At 41.5% G+C, this 21,412-nt stretch carries 17 protein-coding genes; 15 read left to right on the top strand and 2 right to left on the bottom strand.

The window, feature by feature from the left end; translation table 11 throughout:
• Window positions 1–40: 40 nt before the first annotated feature.
• Window positions 41–598 (bottom strand): membrane protein, encoded by a 558-nt coding sequence (locus NR125_RS10535; protein WP_026041657.1) that lies wholly within the window; start codon window positions 596–598, stop codon window positions 41–43.
• 89 nt (window positions 599–687) lie between these two features.
• Here NR125_RS10535 and NR125_RS10530 point away from each other — a divergent pair, with 89 nt between their 5' ends.
• The 5 genes from NR125_RS10530 (at window position 688) to NR125_RS10510 (ending at window position 6,429) form a co-directional block, all read left to right on the top strand.
• Complete coding sequence (locus NR125_RS10530) at window positions 688–1,281, top strand: TetR/AcrR family transcriptional regulator (RefSeq protein ID WP_019381197.1); 594 nt, start codon at window positions 688–690, stop codon at window positions 1,279–1,281.
• Window positions 1,282–1,439: 158 nt separating this feature from the next.
• Window positions 1,440–4,406 carry a formate dehydrogenase subunit alpha gene (gene fdhF, locus NR125_RS10525; RefSeq protein WP_256815286.1) on the top strand — a complete coding sequence of 989 codons (2,967 nt, stop codon included), beginning with the start codon at window positions 1,440–1,442 and terminating at the stop codon, window positions 4,404–4,406.
• Window positions 4,399–4,965, top strand: coding sequence for a helical membrane plugin domain-containing protein (locus tag NR125_RS10520; protein WP_009333533.1), 567 nt, complete (start codon window positions 4,399–4,401; stop codon window positions 4,963–4,965). Before fdhF ends, NR125_RS10520 begins: the two co-directional genes overlap by 8 nt.
• Window positions 4,966–5,190: 225 nt before the next feature.
• Window positions 5,191–6,096 (top strand): HD-GYP domain-containing protein, encoded by a 906-nt coding sequence (locus tag NR125_RS10515; protein ID WP_256815285.1) that lies wholly within the window; start codon window positions 5,191–5,193, stop codon window positions 6,094–6,096.
• A 12-nt stretch (window positions 6,097–6,108) separates the two neighbouring features.
• Window positions 6,109–6,429 carry a hypothetical protein gene (locus NR125_RS10510; protein WP_009333535.1) on the top strand — a complete coding sequence of 107 codons (321 nt, stop codon included), beginning with the start codon at window positions 6,109–6,111 and terminating at the stop codon, window positions 6,427–6,429.
• Window positions 6,430–6,627: 198 nt separating this feature from the next.
• Here NR125_RS10510 and fdhD read toward each other — a convergent pair whose 3' ends face one another.
• Window positions 6,628–7,425 (bottom strand): formate dehydrogenase accessory sulfurtransferase FdhD, encoded by a 798-nt coding sequence (gene fdhD, locus NR125_RS10505; protein ID WP_256815284.1) that lies wholly within the window; start codon window positions 7,423–7,425, stop codon window positions 6,628–6,630.
• A 181-nt stretch (window positions 7,426–7,606) separates the two neighbouring features.
• Between fdhD and NR125_RS10500 the strand changes: the two genes are divergently transcribed.
• The 10 genes from NR125_RS10500 to NR125_RS10455 all read left to right on the top strand — a co-directional run bounded on the left by NR125_RS10500 (window position 7,607) and on the right by NR125_RS10455 (window position 21,300).
• Entirely contained in the window at window positions 7,607–7,966 is a 360-nt protein-coding gene (locus NR125_RS10500) for a Na-translocating system protein MpsC family protein (protein WP_009333537.1), read from the top strand.
• A 342-nt stretch (window positions 7,967–8,308) separates the two neighbouring features.
• Window positions 8,309–9,634, top strand: a complete 1,326-nt coding sequence (locus NR125_RS10495) for a C40 family peptidase (protein WP_009333538.1) — start codon at window positions 8,309–8,311, stop codon at window positions 9,632–9,634.
• A gap of 632 nt (window positions 9,635–10,266) precedes the next feature.
• Window positions 10,267–10,959, top strand: coding sequence for a FadR/GntR family transcriptional regulator (locus NR125_RS10490; RefSeq protein ID WP_019382478.1), 693 nt, complete (start codon window positions 10,267–10,269; stop codon window positions 10,957–10,959).
• A 61-nt stretch (window positions 10,960–11,020) separates the two neighbouring features.
• Entirely contained in the window at window positions 11,021–12,343 is a 1,323-nt protein-coding gene (locus NR125_RS10485; protein ID WP_251174988.1) for an FAD-binding oxidoreductase, read from the top strand.
• Window positions 12,344–13,702, top strand: coding sequence for a (Fe-S)-binding protein (locus NR125_RS10480; protein WP_256815283.1), 1,359 nt, complete (start codon window positions 12,344–12,346; stop codon window positions 13,700–13,702). It begins immediately after the preceding gene.
• Complete coding sequence (locus NR125_RS10475; protein ID WP_256815282.1) at window positions 13,699–15,159, top strand: FAD-linked oxidase C-terminal domain-containing protein; 1,461 nt, start codon at window positions 13,699–13,701, stop codon at window positions 15,157–15,159. The genes NR125_RS10480 and NR125_RS10475 overlap by 4 nt, the downstream gene beginning before the upstream one ends.
• A 235-nt stretch (window positions 15,160–15,394) precedes the next feature.
• Window positions 15,395–17,572, top strand: a complete 2,178-nt coding sequence (locus tag NR125_RS10470; RefSeq protein ID WP_019382482.1) for a malate synthase G — start codon at window positions 15,395–15,397, stop codon at window positions 17,570–17,572.
• A gap of 81 nt (window positions 17,573–17,653) precedes the next feature.
• Window positions 17,654–18,433, top strand: coding sequence for a fumarylacetoacetate hydrolase family protein (locus NR125_RS10465; RefSeq protein ID WP_256815281.1), 780 nt, complete (start codon window positions 17,654–17,656; stop codon window positions 18,431–18,433).
• A gap of 44 nt (window positions 18,434–18,477) precedes the next feature.
• Window positions 18,478–19,254 (top strand): IclR family transcriptional regulator, encoded by a 777-nt coding sequence (locus tag NR125_RS10460; RefSeq protein WP_009333545.1) that lies wholly within the window; start codon window positions 18,478–18,480, stop codon window positions 19,252–19,254.
• 255 nt (window positions 19,255–19,509) lie between these two features.
• Entirely contained in the window at window positions 19,510–21,300 is a 1,791-nt protein-coding gene (locus tag NR125_RS10455; protein WP_256815280.1) for an L-lactate permease, read from the top strand.
• The last annotated feature ends 112 nt before the right edge of the window (window positions 21,301–21,412 follow it).

The following is a 21,412-nucleotide window of genomic DNA, read 5'->3' as shown; positions in this document are numbered from 1 at the left end:
TGATAAACTTTTGACCTGACAAGAAGCAGGTTTTGTGAAACTACAGAGTTATTTTTGAGTTTTCAGCTTTCATTTTTCTCGGCCAAACAGTATAGCTGAAGCTGATGGCAAAATCGATTGCAAGAACCAATGTCCATATTCCTGCTAATCCTTTGAGACTCTCCGTTTGCTGGGGATTGTCAATAAAAAGGATCATAGCCATTAATAAAACCAAACCAATTATCCATGCGAGAAGATGCCTATACCATCCGTTTCTCTCTCTCCTTGCATGTTCTTTGCCGTATTTTGCTGGCTTTTCAGGTTTTGGTCCATTTCCGAACTTAAAGGCAAATCTTTCGTCTGCCCATTGAATCATAGGTTTTCCATAGGCTACGGTTACGCCAATATAAATTGCTGCAAAGCCATGGAAAATGGTTGCCTCTGTTCCACTGTGCAAATCAATGGTCGTTGCTGCAATTAGAATTAAATCAATTAGCGGGGTACAAAGCAGAAGGAAACCACCTAATGATTTTTTCTTTACTATATATCTTGCTGTTAAACCTGCAGCAACAAAAATCCAAAAACCAATTTCACATGCGATAATTAGCCAGCCAATCAGATTTTCCACATCCCTTTTTAACACAGTTGTACTATAAAAATATTGTAATACAACTGTGTTAAAAAAGCAATAGGTGGTATAATATAATTATGCCAAAAAAAGTTAACCATGAAGAGCAAAAGCATATTTTAGGAAAAGCAGCATGGCGGGTGATTAAAAAAGAGGGTATTGAAGGTGCTTCTGTTCGTAAAGTTGCGGAGGAAGCAGGTCTATCTGCTGGGTCTTTGCGCCATTATTTTTCAAATCAAAATGAACTGTTGGCGTATTCAATGAACTTAGTATCAGAAAGGGTGAAAACACGAATTCAGAATGCGGCTTTTACAGATGATCATTTCGAAAATATGATTCTCGTGCTGGGGGAATTACTTCCTCTAGATGAAGAACGGCGATTGGAAATGGAAGTCTGGATAGCATTTAATATAAAGGCTTTAGTAGACCCGCATCTTTCTGAACTTAGCAGCCGTGTATACGAAGAAATGAAGACAGGCATCAGAAACATCATTGAGGGACTAGTTAAATTAGGACTGTCCGGAACTGAAATGAAAATTGAGGAAGAAGCAGGTCGTCTGCATGCCCTTATTGATGGCCTCGCCCTCCATGCAGTAATGAAACCAGATCAATTTAATGAAGAAAAAATGAAAGCGATTCTTAGAAATCATTTGTTGTCATTGCTGGAAAAATAAATGTGTTAAAGGCGGCTGAATTTACAGCCGTTTTTTTTGTGTCCATTAAAATCTATTTTTGTTAGAATGCCTGGAGTTATCTGCCAATATCATTAACTAAACGTTTAACTTTTTCTTGCAAGGGTAGTGAAAACCTAAGAAACCGATTCATTGAAAGGATGATTGAGTTGCCAGCATCTCTCAATATAAAGATAAATGGTATAGAAATGAAGGCAAAGCAGGATCAAACCGTTTTGCAATTATTAAACGATAGTTCGATTGAAATTCCTCAGGTTTGCTTCCATCCGAGCCTTGGAGCAATAGAGACCTGTGATACCTGCATTGTTTCTGTCAATGGAGAACTTGTACGTTCGTGCTCCACAAAAATTAAAGATGGAGACGTAATTGATACTGTGGATCCTGATGTAAAACAGGCGCAGACCATTGCCATGGATAAGATTCTCTTTAATCATGAATTGTATTGTACGGTTTGTGATTATAACAACGGGGGATGTGAAATACATAATACGGTTAAGGCGATGAAAATCAATCACCAAAGCATCCCGTTTGATCAAAAACCTTATGAAAAGGATGAATCTCATCCATTTTACAGATACGATCCCGATCAGTGCATTCTTTGCGGAAGATGTGTGGAAGCCTGTCAGGACGTCCAGGTTACTGAAACCCTTACCATTGATTGGGAGCGGGAGAGACCAAGGGTTATCTGGGATAACGATGTGCCCATTAACGAGTCCTCCTGCGTATCCTGTGGACACTGTTCTACGGTTTGTCCATGTAATGCCATGATGGAAAAAGGAATGGAGGGGGAAGCCGGATTTCTGACTGGAATTGCCAAAGACACTCTTCGTCCAATGATTGAAATCACTAAAAATGTTGAAACAGGATATGGGTCCATTCTGGCTATATCTGATATGGAAGCAGCTATGCGGGAAGAGAAAATTAAAAAGACCAAAACAGTCTGTACATATTGCGGTGTCGGCTGCAGCTTTGATGTATGGACAAAGGGCCGTGAAATACTGAAGGTGGAGCCTCAGGCAGAAGCACCTGCCAATGGAATTTCTACATGTGTAAAAGGGAAATTTGGCTGGGACTTTGTGAATAGTGAGGAACGATTAACGAAGCCGCTAATCAGGGAAGGCGATTCATTCCGTGAAGCAGAATGGGACGAAGCATTGGAACTGATTACACGAAAATTCTCGGAAATTAAAGAACAGCATGGCCCAGATGCATTGAGCTTTATTACATCATCTAAATGTACCAATGAGGAATCGTATTTAATGCAGAAACTTGGCAGGGCAGTCATAGGGACAAATAATATCGATAACTGTTCAAGATATTGCCAGACCCCTGCAACTGTAGGGTTATTTCGAACTGTGGGATATGGAGGGGATGCTGGTTCAATCGAAGATATTAAAAACTCCGAATTAGTGCTGATTATTGGTTCCAATACGTCTGAATCCCATCCGGTTCTTTCTACCAGGGTGAAACGATCCCAGAAGCTTAACGGCCAAAAAGTAATTGTGGCTGACTTAAGGGAACATGAAATGGCAGAGCGGTCTGATCTGTTTGTGCGTCCTCGTGCAGGTACGGATATGGTCTGGCTTTCTGCCATTACCAAATACATTATCGACCAGGGATGGGCGGATGAGAAGTTTCTGCAGGAAAAAGTAAATGGACTTGAAGAATTTGTATCAAACCTGGAGAAATATACGCTGGAATTTGCAGAAGAAACGACCGGGATTTCCAAAGACAATTTAATCAAAATGGCGAAAATGATTCATGAAGCCAATAGTGTTTCTGCTTTATGGGCAATGGGTGTCACACAGCATCTTGGAGGCAGTGATACAAGTACAGCCATATCAAATCTGCTTCTTGTAACAGGAAATTACGCTAAACCTGGTGCAGGTGCGTATCCTTTAAGGGGCCACAACAATGTGCAGGGGGCAGGTGATTTTGGAAGCAGCCCCGATAATTTGCCTGGGTATCAGAAGGTTTCAGACCCTGATGTGAGAAAGAAGTTTGAAGATGCATGGGGAGTAAAGCTTCCGGAAAAGGCCGGACTGAATAATCACGAAATGGTAGAAGGGATTCATGAAGGCCAGCTGAAAGCGATGTATCTGAAGGGTGAAGATATGGGACTTGTGGATTCAAATATTAATTATGTGCAGGCTGCTTTTGAGAAGCTTGATTTCTTTGTGGTACAGGACATTTTCCTTTCCCGTACAGCTGAGTTTGCGGATGTGGTGCTTCCTGCAAGTCCAAGTTTGGAAAAGGAAGGAACATTTACTAACACAGAGAGGAGAATTCAGCGTCTTTACCAGGCGTTCGAGCCGCTTGGGGATTCGAAGCCGGATTGGCAGATTATCATTGAAGTTGCAAATCGGCTGGGAGCAGGCTGGACATATACGCACCCAAGCGAAGTAATGGACGAGGCAGCTGGACTTATGCCATTATACGCAGGAGTTACTTATGATAGATTGGAAGGATACAATAGTCTGCAATGGCCCGTGGCTGAAGATGGAACGGACAGTCCTCTCCTCTATACGGAAGGCTTTCCTTTCCCGGATGGCAAGGCAAGACTTTTTCCGGTAGATTGGACTCCTGCTCTTGAATACCCAATGGAATATGATATTCATGTCAATAATGGGCGTCTTCTGGAGCACTTCCATGAAGGTAATATGACCTACAAGTCAAAAGGAATCAGCTTGAAAACACCGGAAGTTTTCCTGGAGGTATCACCTGAATTAGCCGAAGAACGAGGGGTGAAGGATGGTACACTTGTTCGTTTGACATCGCCATATGGCAATGTGAAAGTAAAGTGCCATATAACGGATAGGGTTAAAGGAAAGGAAGTTTACCTTCCTATGAATGATAGGGGCGATGCCGCCATAAATTTATTAACAAGCAGCTATGCCGACAAGGATACCGATACACCAGCATATAAGGAAACGAAGGTAAAGCTTGAAATCCTGAGTGAAGAAGGAAGCAACCCGCTTCCAAGAATTAATCACCGCTATGGCAATCCGCAGCCGCAGATAGGTGTAAACGTGCAAAAGAAATGGGCAAGAAAAGATTATATTTTCCCGGGAGAAATGGTGAAAAAGGAGCGGAAGCAGCATGGCTAAAGCAATTAATAACATCAAGCGTTTTGAATTAAGCCCAGAGGATAAACGCAAAAAGGACCTGGAAGAAGTGGAGAATGCCCTGATAGATAATAAGGATTCCATTCTTGAGCTACTGAAAGCAGTAGGACATATGCATGATCGGGGAGTTCTTTCATTATTAAATGGCTTATTTGGACAGGGAGATAAAGTATTAAATGTCCTTGTTAAAGCAGTGGATAAACCGGAAGCTACCAATACAATCAAAAACCTGCTTCTCATGGTTGGAACTCTTGGCACCATTAATGTTCAGCAGCTTGAACCCTTGCTGTTAAAATTAAATTCCGGTATTGCCAGGGTGGCGGAACAAAAAGAAACGGATGAAAAAACAAGCTACTTTGAACTGGTAAAGGCATTAAAAGATCCAGAAGTCAATCGTGCGGTTACACTTCTGATTACTTTCCTAAAAGGGATGGGAGAAGATACAAGCGCCATGGAAAGGAACACCCAGCTTCCAGAAGACCAGAAAATACACAAAATGGAGAAAAACGAAAGAGATGTTCCTCCTAACAAAAGAGAATGACAACAAGCCGGTGACCCCATTTAAGGTCACTGGTTTTTTATTGGAAATGATAAAATCAGGCAAATAGCCTTAAATATTGTCAATATTCTCTTTAATATCAATTTAATAGCAAAATTTTTGTGGAAAAATGGAAAATCATGTACTAGAATGGCAATATAGGAAAGTTTATTAATTTGCCACCCAATACATACATCATTTGCGAAGTATAAGAAAGAGGGTAATAAAGTGGGCATTATAAATGAAGATAGTTTCATTGAAACAGTCCACATGAAAGGCTTGCAAATCTCCCTGATTGCTTCGGGGGACGGGACAGAGGTTATTTATCATAAGCTGGAACCTGATGCCAGGTGGGGACTGGAACCGTTAGAAGGCGGTGAAACGCTAGAATATCTTCATTTGCTTTCAGGTAAACTTCTTTTAAAAGATTCTAATGGGGAAAAAACACTCAGAGCTGGTGATTCGTTTCAAAGATGCCCAGTAACTGAACATCATATTTTTCAATCAATAGGTCAATCTGAATTTTTATATGTAACATCTAATCCAGTTTTTCACTACTATAGCAGAGTGACAAATGAATTAAGAGATTTGGTCATATCAATCGAAGAGAAAGATGGATATACAAGCGATCATTGCGATAGAATTACAAAAATGTCAATGCTCATGGCAGACGCACTTGATTTAAATTCCCGGCAAATTTTAAAACTTAATCTTGCTGCATTTTTGCATGACATAGGAAAAGTGAAGGTGCCAGTAGAGATTCTTCAAAAACCAGGTAAATTAACCTCTGATGAGTGGGAATTAATGAAGCAGCATTCTACGTTTGGAAGAGAAATACTGCAAGAGACAGGTTTGCCGAGTTTAATAGAAGCAGGCGAAGTGGTGGAGCAGCATCATGAAAGATATGATGGCACTGGATATCCCAAAGGACTTAAAGGGGATGAAATTGTAATAGAAGCAGCAATTATTTCTGTTGTAGACTCATTTGATGCCATGACTACTGATCGGGTTTACCAGAAAGGCAGAAGCGTACTTGAAGCAATAGATGAACTTAGAAAAAATCGGGGAACCATGTACAATCCAGATATCGTTGATACATTTTTTAAAATAAAAGACAAATTAGTAAAAATGTAAGGGGGAACAAAAATGAAGAAAACAGCATTTGTTCTAGTAAGTTTGATGTTATTGTTTGTATTCAACGCAAAGACATCAGAGGCAGCATATTTACCTGAATATGATAAATATGTAGAAGTATCGTATGAACAAGCTAGATATATAGCTGATTTAATGGGACTTCAAAATTATGAATTAGGAGAAGAAACAGCAAGATTGTCATTCGAATTGCAGGAAAGTTTGATTGCAAAGATAGAGAAAGTCTTGAAAACGGAAATTGACCATTATTACATTTGGTTAACCGTAGATGGTGAAACGGTTCTGGGGATAGACCCTCCACATCCTATGTTTTAATAGTTAGCAAGTCAAAGCAAAAGCGTTGACTTGCTTTTTTTCATGGCATTACTAAAACATATCTATTTATAACTACTAGCCTTTTAGCTTTATATTTAGGTTTAGTAATCTGTAAAATCAAGATTTTAACCTATATGCAAAAAAAATGAGCTTAAAAATAGAACATTTTGATGAAGAGAAAGAGGATACCTCTTTTTATTAATCTTCCTCCCCTGAAACGATCCTTTCAGGATGAGAATAAACATTAAAAGACTGACCGCGTATAAAGCCAACGGCTGTGATATTAAGATCCTCTGCCAGTTTTATGGCCAGATCAGTCGGAGCTGATTTTGATAGAATTATGCCTACTCCGATTTTGGAGGCTTTTAGAAGAACTTCCGAAGAGATTCTGCCGCTGAATGCAATAACTTTATCTCTTACAGGAATCCTGTTTTCAATGCAATACCCAAGGATTTTATCTAGAGCATTATGCCGGCCAATATCTGTTCTGCTGACAATCACTTCATCTGCAGAAAATAAGGCGGCATTATGTACTCCTCCGGTTTCTTGAAAAGTCAGACTGCCTTCCTGCAGCTGTTTCATAAATGAGATGCAGTGGCTGGGAGACAAGGTCAGCTTTGATGTAGAAGTTCTGGCTGTCCTGGCATCATTGTGAAAATAAAATTGCCTGCTTTTCCCGCAGCATGAACCAATAAACCGTTTGGAGTGGAACTCATGGCTTGCTGTTGAAGTTTGGGTATGTAACTCCACATATGCAAATCCTTTGCTTTCATCTATTTGTATATCCTTGATTTCGTCAATACTCCTGATGAAGCCTTCAGAAGCCAAAAAGCCGATTGTTAATTCCCGAATATTCTCTGGGCTGCAGACCATTGTTGCGAACTCTTCTCCATTTAGATGAATTGTGAGAGGGTGTTCGGAAACAATTGAATCTTCTGCATCCTGCAGAACTCCATTCTGAAATCTGACAATTTTTCTGCTGCTTAGAATATCCATAATTCTTCCTCCTAGAACCTTTCAACTAACAAAATAGTAGCATATAATTCAGTTAAACAAGAAATTTAGATTGTTTAGTTTGACAATAATTGTATTAATTGATTAACTTATTAAAGTGAAACCTGCATTGGACATGTATAATTGGGATTATACATGAAAATAGGTTAATGAGGGTTGGAATATGAACAAGTATGAAGCTGAATTCAGTAATTTAGTGCGCTCCTTCCGAAAAAAACATATGGGCAAAGGACCTAGCAAAGTTAGGACAACTTTCTGCAAACATTGGGCTATATGTGAAATGGAAGGTAATTTATCTCCTGTGGAAAAATTCATAGCTAGTGCAGACGAAGGGAAACAAATGCTTCGGGCTGCCAGAACAGAAATGGTCAAGGAGATGTATAAAAAGAACCGGCCGGCTGAAATGGAAGAATTTTTGCAGGCAAGACTAATTGACCTGTTTGTGGATATAGATATCGAACGGGATTTTGGAATGTCGGTATTTGTGTTCGATCAGGATATCCAAAGCAAGTTTATGGATTAAAAGTATTCATTAAAGACTGAAATCTGGAAGATAGAATCCGGATTCCAGTCTTTTTTTATTCTTTCCGGAATACAGCACACAACTGTTGTTGGATATCTTCTCTGAGTAAAATAGGGAATTATGTCATATAAGGATGGCGAAAAAAGGGGTTTAATGTCACGTTTGAAATATTTTTGTAATATTTCTATAACAAGTCTGTCAAATAAGGATGGTATAATCCTCCATGGAAAGACAAATTTACTAGAGATATTTATTGTAATCGCTTAACAAAATATACATAGATAAATAGTTTTATATTCTTACGGCCAATAAATGACCAAGTACATATTAGAAAGCAGGGTAATGACTTTGAGAAAAAGGCTCATCGTTTTAAATACAACTATTATCCTTGGGCTTGGAAGTGCTTTTTCAATCCCAGGTGTAAATGCTGAATCAATCAATAAGCTCGAAAACCAAAAAAGCCAAATACAGCAGCAGCGTTCCAGCTTGCAGGCCACACTGGCTGAAGCGGATAAGGAATTGGTAAGTGTACTTAAAGAAATCGCTGAATTAAATAATAAAATTAGTAAAGTTGAAAAGGCGATTGAAGATAATAATAAATTAATAGCTGAAACTCAAACTAAAATTGCCAGCACTAAATCCGAAGTAGATCAATTGAAGGCAGAAATGGCTATCATTGAGGAAAGAATCGAAAAGAGAAGCGCTATCCTAAAACAGCGTGCACAATCTTTTCAGGAAAGCGGCGGAACAGTGGCATATTTAGATGTTCTTCTTGGTGCGTCCAGTTTCAGTGACTTTGTTGACCGTGTCGGAGCAGTAACCACATTTGTTCAGGCAGACAAACAATTACTGGAAGAACAGGAACAGGATAAAAAGGCATTTGAAGAAAAGAAGGCTGCAGTGGAAGAAGAGTTAGCGGGATTAACCAGCATGATGACCGAATTAAAAGGCATGCAGTCTATCATGGAGGAGCAAAAGCAGCAAAATAGCTCATTAATCCAGCAGTTAAAAGATAAAGAAAATTCAATTGCAGATAAGAAGGCAAAGCTGCAAAGCGAAGATGTTAAATATGCTTCTATGATTGCTCAAATCGAACAAAGCATTGTGGCGCAAACAGCGCCAGTAGTACAGACAGCTGCATCGACTTCATCATCAGCAGGTTCGGCTTCAGTGACTTCTGCACCAACAGGTTCATCATCTGTCAAAGAGCAAAAAACTGCTGCACAGAAAACAAAAGGATCCAGCAACTCTGCTCCTAAGCCAAGCGTCAAGGGCGGAAGCGCAATTAGCATTGTTACAACTGCAGGCAATAAATATATCGGTAATTCTGTTTATGTTTTTGGCGGCGGCAGAAATGCTTATGATATAGCCAATGGAAGATTTGATTGCTCAGGTTTTGTGCATTGGGCATTCTCCCAGGCTGGAATTAGTGTTGGAGCCAGCACAGATTCTCTTAAATTTGGCGGGCGCCAGGTTTCAGCAAGCGAAATGAGAGCTGGAGATCTTGTTTTCTTTGATACTTATAAAAGGGATGGCCATGTAGGCATTTACCTCGGCGGCGGTAAATTCATCGGTTCACAAAGCTCAACGGGTGTTGCGGTTGCAAACATGTCCAGTGGCTATTGGAAAACTAAGTTTAATGGACGAGTTGTACGCGTTATAGAATAGTAAAATTAACCTGACTTCCATGTTAAAACGTGGAAGTCAGGTTTTTTATGTTGAACTCACTTTTAGATTATTACCAAATCAGAGTTGGGGATTTATATTTTTTTGGGCCGTGCTGCTTGCAATAACTTGACTGGTTCGGACCCAAAATACGGGATAACCTCAACCAGAGTCCGAAGTTGCACTAGGTTCGGACTCAAATTCCAGGATGAGCTCAACCAAAGTCTGAAGTAGGCTCTGGTTTGGACCCAAAATAGTGATATCCTCAACCATAGTCCGGAAGTTGTACTAGGTTCGGACTCACATTTCAGGATGAGCTCAACCAGAATCTGAAGTAGACTCAGGTTCGGAGCCAAAAAACAGAATCCTCTCTACCAGAGTCCAAAGTGCCATCAAGTCCGGACCCAGTTTACTAAACTACCTCAAACTGAGTTTAAAGATACCTCAAGTTTGAGACTCCATCTCCTCAAAAATCCGAAGTTCTCCAGCAATCAAACTCATCCCGCCCATCAAGATAAAATAATTTTTATTAAATTCTAAATATTTTATTGATTATTACAATTAAGCGTGCTTAAATAGTAAATAACAATTAACTTATCAGATATGTGATGTCTGCAAAGGGAGGAGGCGTAAGAATGAATGTAAAAAAGATCTCAACGCGCAAAATTTCTGAGGTTGCTGCTGAGCAAATTCAAGACATGATTGCAAAAGGTTCCTTTAAACCTGGGGATAAGCTTCCTTCTGTAAGGGAGTTGTGTGAACTATTTGGTGTTGGACGGTCAGCTGTCAGAGACGCGCTAACCTCTTTGCAGGGCAAGGGGATTGTGCAGGTAAAGCAAGGAGAAGGCACTTACATAACCCGCTTTGATTCTTCTAAACTGTTTAATAATCCACATTTGCACCCGGATATAAAAGATATCCATGAGTTATTCCAGGCAAGAAAAATGGTTGAGACAGGTCTCGCTGAAATGGCAGCCGCAAATCGGTCTGAAGCGGATTTGGCGAAGATGAATAAGCTGATTTCCGATGCAGCCATCCATGGATGGGAGGAGGATTATCAGTTTCATATGGCGATTGCCCATGCAGCAGGCAATGATATACTTATCCAATTTGTGCAATTTATATCTGAAACACTGAAAAAATCCATGATCGATTTCCATCATTATCTTCAAACAAGGGATGATATCGCAAAAAAGATTGAAGAGCAGCATCTGGGTATCTATTTGTCTATTAAAAATAAGCAGCCGGATCAGGCGCATAAGAATATGATTGAACATTTAGAGCTGGTTGAGAAACTTTTGCAAATGAGTATCCTGCAAGAACGTTAATGTTTTTTTGAAATTTATCAGAAACGTTGTTTGCTATTACGAAACAAACGGGGTGGATATGTTGATTGCAGCAGAATCGATAAGTGCTTTAAAAACTTATTTTAGAGAAGACCAGATAATTAAAAATGAAGTTTCAAGCCCATTTGGCAACTCAGGAGAAATGATTATATTACCGGAAACAGAAGATGAGATTGCAGCGGCAATTAAGCATGCAGATTTGAATGGTCTAACCATCAACATTATGGGCGGTGGCACAAAACGTGGATTCGGAGGGTTAAATGAAAAAGCGGATTTTCTTTTATCACTTGAAAAATATACAGGGATTGTGGAACACACACCTGGTGATATGACAGTAACAGTAAGATCCGGAACTCGCTTTAAAGACCTTCAGGATTATCTGGCCAAACATAATCAAAAGATATCTCTCGATCCTTTTTGGCCCGAAAATGCCACAATAGGCGGAATCATTGCAGCAAATGAAAGCGGACCCAAAAGGTTGGGCTACGGTTCAGCCCGTGATGCAGTTATTGGATTAAGGACTGTTTATCCGGATGGAAAGGTAATACGTTCGGGTGGCAGAGTCGTAAAAAATGTTGCCGGCTATGATATGAATAAATTGTTTATAGGATCGATGGGCACACTTGGTGTGATTTCTGAAATTACCTTAAAGCTTCGCCCAATCCCTAAATGTGAGAGTCTGGTTCTCGTTTCGTTTCCAGCCGGAAATCTGGAGGATATAAAGGCGTTTGCAGTGAAGGTTTTGGATTCTATGATTGAACCAGTTTCGCTTGAACTGCTGAATCCGGCACTTTCAGATAGACTCAGCGGAATAAACTCTTACACGATAGCTATGAGTTTTGAAGATGTTGAAAGCTCTGTACGTTATCAGGAAATTTTTGTGGGAAATATGCTGCCGAAAGATGCGAAATTGAGTATAAGCTCCAAGGAAAAAGCGGATTTGTTTTGGGATCGCTTTTACAGGCATATTCCGAATGGGGCAGACAAGGAATTGCTAATTCAAACAGAAGCCTCCTTTAAGGTTGGAACTGTTAATCTCGACGCGGTGAGAATATTAAAGGATACTGAACTGCTTCAAGATAAATTCAATGTGAAAGTCGAATCACACGGAGGTCTGGGCCATGGATTGAGCCAAGTGACCATTAGAGGAGCAGAGCCAGATGTCGCCGATGCCGCTTTACATGTAAGGCAGATCGCTGAAAGAGCAGGGGGATATGCGGTTGCAAAGCACCTGCCATTTGAGCTTCGGAAAAAAGTGGATGTTTGGGGAAATAAACCTTCTCATTTCTTTTTGCTTCAGGGGATTAAAACAAAAGTCGACCCAAATAAAACAGTAAGCCCAAACAGATTCATAGGAGGGATATAAATGAGTGTCCGTGAACTCGATTTAAAGCAAGAGCCGCCATGTACCTCGGGATTGGGAAACTATTTATGGAGCGATCCGCCAGATGAAAAGAAATGGGCTGACTGTGTCCATTGCGGCATGTGTCTGGAATCATGCCCGACATATGAACAGACAGGTCAGGAACAGCATTCTCCAAGGGGGCGTGTACACCTGATCAAATCTGTGGCTGAAGGGAAGCTTCAAGTAAATGAGCAATTCATGGACCCGGTATTTCAATGTCTGGATTGCCGTGCCTGTACAACTGCATGCCCAGCTGATGTCGATGTTGGCGGTTTGATTGAGGAAGCACGCGGCCAGATTCGGCAGGCAATGCCATTAACTGGTGTGAAAGGAGCCATCAGCAAGTTTTTTCTTCATGACCTTTTCCCTCACCAGAATCGCTTAAATACGCTGGGCGGCCTTCTGAAATTCTACCAAAAAAGCGGCATGCAAAAAGCAGTCCGGAAAACCAAATTAATCAATATTATGCCGCAGCACCTTGCCGATATGGAATCCATCATGCCTGAAGTGAAAGAGCCTGTAAAAAAGAAATATAAAGACGTAAAAGTAATCAAAGCAAAAGGGGAGACAAAGCAGGAAGTTGCGATGCTGACCGGCTGTGTAATGGATGTCATGTTCAGTGATATTAATGAATCCACCATAAATGTACTGAACCGAAATGGAAATGATGTCGTCATTCCCCAAAACCAAACATGCTGCGGAGCCCTGCATGTTCACGCGGGAGACCGTGATATGGGCAGGAAGCTGGCGAAGCAGAATATGGAAGCATTCAAAGACTTTGATAAAGTGATTGTTAATGCAGCCGGATGCGGGTGCATGATGAAGGAATACGCAGAATTATTTAAGGAAGACCCTGAAATGCATGCAAAAGCGGAAGAGTTCTCTGAAAAGGTAGAGGATATTTCAAAATTTCTTCATGAAACAGGCTATGAAAAACCAAAGGCAGAAATGAAAACCAGAATTACTTACCATGATGCCTGCCATTTAGCACATGGTCAGGGAATCCGGCAGCAGCCGCGTGATATTCTCCTTGATATTCCTGGTGTTGAGATGGTACACATGCCTAATTCAGACCGCTGCTGCGGCAGTGCAGGAATATACAATATTACCAATCCGGAAATGGCCAATGCGGTCCTTGAAAGCAAGATGGAAAATGTTCCAGATGATGTGGAAATGATCTCAATGGGAAATCCCGGCTGTATGCTTCAAATGGCCATGGGAGTTCAAAAATACGGCAGGAATCAGAAAATTGTCCATACTGTCCAGCTTCTTGACTGGGCTTACCAAAAGGAAGACCGTGTGAAGGAGGGAAAAGAGTGAGAACGAAAGATCGGGTTAAATCACAGGACCAACACATCTTAAATTTGGCTGAATTTGTGGGAGGTTCCCGTTCCATTCTTTACCAGAAAGAAGATCTTGTTGCTTATGACTGTGACGGCTTTACGATCCATAAGCACTTGCCAAGGGCAGTCGTTTTTCCAAAGAATACACAAGAAGTGTCGGAGATTGTCACGTACTGCTCGGAAAACAATCTTCCCTTCCTGGCCAGGGGGGCAGGTACGGGGCTGAGCGGAGGAGCCATACCTCTTAATGGAGAAATAATAATCAGTATGGTTAGGATGAAAAAACTTATTAGCGTTGATCTTGAAAACCGCCGCGCCGTTGTGGAGCCTGGGTTTGTAAATCTGAAACTCACAAATTCAATATCCGATAAAGGCTATTATTACGCACCGGATCCATCCAGCCAGTACTGCTGTACAATTGGCGGAAATGTTGCAGAAAATGCCGGCGGTGCACATTGTCTGAAGTACGGAGTTACTACAAACCATATTCTTGGACTTGAAGTGGTCATGCCTAATGGTGAGATAGTGGAAATTGGCAAGGACGGTATTCCCGATGCTCCCGGATATGATTTACTGGGTCTGATTACAGGTTCTGAAGGGACCCTTGGAATTGTAACAAAAATAACTGTGAGGGTACTGAAAAACCCTGAAGGAAAGCAGACTGTCCTCGCCTACTTCGATCGGGTTGAAGATGGGAGCCAGGCAGTATCAGATATAATATCTGCGGGTATTGTACCAGCAGCTCTTGAAATGATGGATAAGACTGCTATTGAAGGTGTGGAAGCTGCAGCTTTTCCGGTAGGCCATCCAAAAGATATAGAAGCAGTTCTTTTAATTGAAGTGGATGGAATTGCAGCGGGAATTGAGGAACAGATCGACCAAATCCTTGAGGTTTGCAGAAAGAGGAATGTCCGTGAAGTCCGTGCGGCAGGAAGTGAAGAGGAAAGAGCAAGATGGTGGGCGAACCGTAAGACAGGCTTTGGTGCCATGGGAGCCATTTCTCCCGATTATCTGGTTCAGGATGGGGTCATTCCTCGAAGCAAACTGCCTGAAGTTTTAAGCAGAATCAATCAGATTAGCAGTGAATCGGGATTAAGGATTGCTAATATTTTTCATGCGGGAGATGGAAACCTGCATCCTCTTGTCCTATTTGACGCAAGGATACCAGGAGAATCAGAGAAAGCACTTGAAGCTGGAAGCCAGTGCCTAAAAGTCTGCGCCGATGTTGGAGGGACCATAACTGGAGAACATGGAGTCGGCATTGAAAAGCGGGAAGAAATGCGATTTGTTTTCACAGAAGAAGAAATTGCTGCCCAGACAGATATCCGGGAAGTCTTTAATCCTCATAATCTGCTGAATGCTGGAAAACTGTTCCCATCGCCGAGCAGATGTGCTGAAATCAAAAAAGAGATGAAGGCCCAGGCAATTTCATAACAGAATACCCAGCCTTCAATAGAAGGCTGGGCAGTTACCGAATGTTGAAAAACTAAATTCAGCCTTATCAATTAGAAGAATAAAGTTGTGTGAAAATTATTGAAAATCCATTTGGAAACATGCTATTATTTTTTTAAGAGAAAGTTAGAAACGCCGTTTCGTAATAAGAAACAAGGATCGGCAGCCGCATTAAAATTAGAAATGGTAAAAGCAGCAACCAAAGGAGGAAATGAATATGGGAAACTATGTAAAAACAGGAAGCCTGCAAGTTGCAAGAGAGCTTTATGAATTTATCAATTCCGAGGCTCTGCCGGGAAGCGGAGTGGATCAGGAACAATTTTGGCCAGGTTTGGAAGCGCTTATAAATGATCTGACACCTAAAAATAAAGCATTGCTGGCGAAGCGGGATGAAATTCAGCATAAGCTGAACAATTGGCACAGAGAAAATCAAGATTTTGATTTTAATAGCTATAAGTCTTTTTTAGAAGAGATCGGCTATCTTGAGCCAAAGACCGAAGATTTTAAGATTACTACGGAAAACGTGGATGATGAAGTAGCTGTGAAGGCTGGACCGCAATTGGTCGTTCCAGTTAATAACGGGCGTTATGCGATTAATGCAGCAAATGCCCGGTGGGGAAGCTTATATGATGCACTTTACGGCACAGATGCAATCAGTGAAGAAAACGGGGCAAATAGAGATGGCGGATATAATCCTGTAAGGGGAGAAAAGGTTATTGCGTTTGCCAGGGAATTCCTTGATCAAACCGTTCCTTTGTCAAGAGGTTCTCACAAAGACGCTGTTCAATATAAAGTGGAAGACGATAAGCTGTCTGTTGTACTTAACAATGGCGAAACTGCAAATCTAAAAGAAGAAGCAAAGTTTGCCGGATACCAGGGAGAGCAGGATCAGCCTTCTGCGGTACTTCTAAAGAATAATGGCCTTTATTTTGAAATTCAAATTGACAGAAGCCACCCAATTGGAAAAACGGATGATGCCGGAGTAAAGGATGTTTTGCTTGAAGCTGCAATTACCACAATTATGGATTGTGAAGACTCAGTAACAGCAGTTGATGCTGAAGACAAGGTCCTTGTGTACCGCAACTGGCTTGGTTTAATGAAGGGAGACCTTTCCGCCGCCTTTACAAAGGGTGCTAAATCAATGACACGTACATTAAATCCCGACCGTTCGTATGTTTCTCCAGATGGAGAGAAGTTCTCATTATCTGGACGCTCATTAATGTTTGTCAGGAATGTCGGACATTTAATGTCCATTAATGCGATTTTAGATGCGGATGGAAATGAAGTACAGGAAGGTATTCTGGATACGGTAATTACCAGCCTGATTGGCAAGCATACATTGCTTGGAAATGGCCCATACCAAAACTCATCAGAAGGTTCCATTTATATCGTTAAGCCAAAGATGCACGGTTCCAAGGAAGTTGCTTTTGCAAACGAGTTGTTTGACCGGACAGAAGATCTGCTCGGACTTGAGCGGAATACACTTAAAATTGGTGTAATGGATGAAGAGCGCCGTACATCTTTGAACCTGGCAGCCTGCATTCGTGAAGTAAAGGAGCGCATCGTCTTCATAAACACTGGGTTCCTGGACCGGACTGGGGATGAGATGCATACTTCCATGGAAGCTGGCCCAATGATCCGCAAGAATGACATGAAGGCAACAGCTTGGCTAAAAGGCTATGAAAAATCCAATGTCAATACAGGCCTTGAAACAGGCTTCCAAGGCCGTGCGCAGATTGGAAAAGGTATGTGGGCTATGCCTGATATGATGGCTGATATGATGGAGCAGAAAATCGGCCATCTGAACGCTGGAGCCAATACAGCCTGGGTACCTTCTCCAACTGCTGCAACCCTTCATGCTTTACACTATCATCAGGTGGAAGTTCAAAAGGTACAAAACCAGCTGCTGGAAGAAATTTCGGACCTTCGTGATGAAATCCTGCAGATTCCGGTTGCTGAAAATCCGCAATGGACTCCAGGGGAAGTTCAAGAAGAACTGGATAACAACGCACAGGGTATCCTGGGATATGTTGTCCGCTGGGTTGAGCAGGGCATCGGCTGTTCCAAAGTTCCTGATATCAATAATATTGGTTTAATGGAGGACCGTGCGACATTAAGAATATCAAGCCAGCATGTTGCGAATTGGCTGCACCATGGAATCTGCACGAAGGAGCAAGTGCTTGAGACACTTAAGAAAATGGCTAAAGTTGTGGATGAACAAAATAGTGGAGATCCAGCATACCGCCCAATGGCTGCTGACTTTGATCAATCAGTTGCATTCCAGGCAGCATGTGACCTCGTTTTTGAAGGTTATGATCAGCCAAATGGCTATACAGAACCTATTTTGCACCGCCGCCGTCTTGAAGCTAAGTCCAGGTATGCTGTTAAACAGTAATAGTTTTAGAACAGGGCATGCATGTGCCCTGTTTTTCTAAAGGTCTGCAGACTTAAAGTAATTGAGGGGAGAGGGAAAAAGATGAAATTTACTAGATATGAAGTTAAAGGGGCAGTACATACAGGAGTAGCAGAGGGGGGCATATTTAAAGAAATTAAAGGTGATATTTTCGGAGATTGGGAGTATACTGGCCAGAGCTTTTCGCAGGATGAAGTTAAGCAGCTTGCTCCGCTGGTTCCAAATCAGATTATTGGTATTGGAGCTAACTATGTGTCAGTGAAATCAGATTTGCCTGAGACACTCCCGGAAATCCCTGTATTCTTTTTTAAGCCTGTATCATCTGTTATAGGGCCTGATGAGGATATTATCATTCCTGAAGGCATTGAAGAGGTGAAATTTGAATCAGAACTGGCAGTGGTCATTGGCAGGGAAGCTAAAAATGTAGCAGAGTCAGATGTGCTTGATTATGTTTTTGGCTACACAGTTGGGAATGATGTTACTGCACCGCAATTCTTCCATAATGATGGACATTGGACAATTGGCAAATCCTTTGACACATTTACTCCGCTTGGTCCGGTTATCGAAACAGACCTGGATCCATTTCAGGTTAAAGTTGAGGCTAAATTAAACGGCTCAGAGAAGCAGAGCAGCAGCACAGAATTAATGATTATCCCAATTCGAAAAATGATTTCCTACCTGACTAATGTCATGACGCTGATGCCAGGTGACGTAATCCTTACAGGAAGCCCTGTTGGGGCTGAAATGGTTAGGTCAGGCGATGTTATCGAATGTGAGATCAAAGAGATTGGAACGCTGCGGAATACCTTTGCAGTGGCACGTGAAAGCGCAAAAACGGTATAATCTATTTGTAATGGATTTCGGTTTTTGCACCAGAGGTGAGTATTGTGGAAAGAGAAAACATGGTCAAGTCCGTCAGCAGGGCACTGGATATTATTACATTGATCAGCCTGAAAAAAAGCGGTCTTGGCGTAACGGAAATTGCCAATCAGATTGATATCAATAAAAGCTCTGTTTATCGTATCCTCTCTACTCTTGTTCAGTACGGATATATAGAGCAGGATAGCGAAACCGGCAAGTACAAATTAGGGTATAAATTCCTGGAGATCAGTTCAAAACTGCTTGAATCGATCGATTTGCGTGCAGAGGCAAGACCTTTTCTTCAGGAGCTGGAAAATGAAACAAATGAAGTCATTCATTTGGTCGTCTACGACCAGGGAGAGGTTGTGTACATCGAAAAGCTTGAGGGCAATGAGACTTTAAGGATGCATTCTAAAGTTGGCAAACGAGCTCCGATGCATTGCACTTCTGTCGGAAAAGCCATTCTGGCTCATCTGCCTTCAAGCGTTGTTTTTGATATCCTTGAAAGAAAAGGGATGCCGGTCCATACAAATAAAACCATAACGGATAAAGATGAATTTATGAAAGAATTGGGGCAGGTCAGGCAAAATGGATATGCCCTTGATCTGGAAGAAAATGAATATGGGATTACTTGTGTTGCCGTTCCTATTTTTGACCACCTCGGCAAAGTTATTGCTGCAGTCAGTATCTCAGGCCCGACAATGCGGATGACTAGTGATCGCCTTGATGCATTAAAGTCTATAATGGTAAAAACCGGACAAGGGATTTCCGCCCGGCTCGGACATGTCAGCCGGATAAGTTAGGATTAGCCCAATATATCTTGATAAAAAGATATATTGGGCTAATTTTTTTGTATATACATACAAATATTTTTGTGTAAATGCATAGATTAAATTTTCCAAATATTATTGAAATTATGAAAAATGTTTGTATAATAAAAATAAGCTTGATTCATTGTTGTATAACAAAACAATTATAGTTATATAACATGTTTTGCAGTCCGCAACAAAGTGCAATTATTGTTCGCTATTACAAAACAAAAGGGGGAAAAGTAAGTAATGAGTACTGGAATGTTAGCTTTATTATCATTATTGCCAATTATTGCAGTTGCAGTATTCCTTGTCGGACTAAGATGGCCGGCAAGTAAGGCCATGCCCATCTCGTACCTTGTAGCTGTTGTCCTGGCGCTATTTGTCTGGAAGGTGTCGGGTGCAAAAGTGGCGGCTGCATCCATTAATGGCCTGGTTGTCGCCGGAACACTCCTATACATTATTTTTGGTGCAATACTGCTTCTGAATACTCTGCAGGAAAGCGGCGGCTTAAAGACCATCCGCCAGGGATTTACCGATATCTCTCCTGACCGCAGAATTCAAGTGATTATCATTGCCTGGCTATTCGGTTCTTTCATTGAAGGCGCATCCGGGTTTGGGACTCCTGCAGCAGTAGCTGTACCGCTATTAGTGGGTCTGGGCTTCCCGGCTATGGCAGCTGTAATTGCCGGGATGGTTATTCAAAGCACACCAGTTTCATTCGGTGCAGTAGGCACTCCGATGCTCGTTGGTGTGCAGTCCGGTTTATCTGGCAATGCGAGCCTTACAGATAATCTGCTTGGCCTGGTAACGCAAATTGCCGGACAAGTAGCTATTCTCCATATGATTGCAGGCACATTAATTCCTTTATTTGTAGTAGCTTTAATGACAAGATTCTTTGGCAAGAACAAATCGTTTACAGAAGGGATAAAGATTTGGAAGTTTGCCCTGTTCGCATCTTTTGCCATGACAATCCCTTATGTAATTGTTGCCAATGTTCTTGGACCTGAATTCCCGTCTATGGTTGGAGGATTAACTGGTTTAGCAATTGTTGTTGTTGCGGCAAAAAAAGGATTTCTTATGCCTCCTAAGGATCAGGTTTGGGATTTTGAAGAGAAATCCAAGTGGGATCCGGAGTGGACTGGTAAACTTGAAATCAAAGCAGTTGCCCACAAAAGCGGAAGCATGAGCATGCTGCGTGCCTGGACTCCTTATGTTTTAGTTGGCCTGTTCTTAGTATTGTCCAGATTGAAATCGCTTCCATTCCTGGAGTGGCTCCAGGCCTGGACGGTTAAGTTTGAAAACATTTTCGATTCCGGCATCACCTCAAGTTTCCAGCCGCTGTATTTGCCGGGGACCATTTTTATTCTTGTATCCGTTATCACCTATTTTATTCATGGAATGAATTCTGGTTCATACAAAAAAGCCTGGGCAGATTCAGGAAAAACAACCGTTGCTGCTTCAACCGCATTAATTTTCACTGTTCCGATGGTACAGGTTTTCATCAATACCGGCGGGGGAGAGGCAGGCTATAATCAGATGCCGATCGAACTTGCAAACGGTGCTGCAGCACTTGCAGGGGAATTCTGGCCGTTCTTTGCAACGTTTATAGGAGGCATGGGTGCTTTTATCGCGGGAAGTAATACTGTCAGTAATATGATGTTTTCTCTATTCCAATATGATGTTGGTTCACAGATTGGAGTGGATGCAACCTGGATTGTAGCTCTTCAGGCAGTCGGCGGAGCAGCTGGAAACATGATTTGTGTCCATAACGTAGTTGCTGCATCAGCTGTTGTTGGTCTTGTCGGAAAAGAAGGCACTGTCATTCGGAAAACCCTTTTCCCATTCTTCTATTATGCCTTGCTGGCTGGGTCAGTGGGCTACTCGATTGTATGGTATTCGCAAAAAGGGATCTTCAATCTCGGATCCTTCATTGCGGTTGGCATCGCATTCGCAGCTGTTTATATTATCGCAACAAACAATAGACGTTCCAACATGATTTTGCCTCCGCCTCCGGTGAATGTGAAATCAGCTAAATAATTAATTATAACTGGTTTAGCCCTTTGGCTGAGCCAGTTTTTTCTTTTTATAAAAATTTAAATTTCCTCTTCTCTTTTCCAATTACTTGTAATATAATCTAACTGTATTAACT

Origin of the sequence: Cytobacillus sp. Bac17 (genome assembly GCF_024519925.1) — a bacterium.
GTDB classification, from domain to species: Bacteria; Bacillota; Bacilli; order Bacillales; family Cytobacillaceae; genus Cytobacillus; species Cytobacillus pseudoceanisediminis.
The sequence above is the reverse complement of the archived record's forward strand: the minus strand, read 5'-3'. Positions and strand labels throughout refer to the sequence as shown.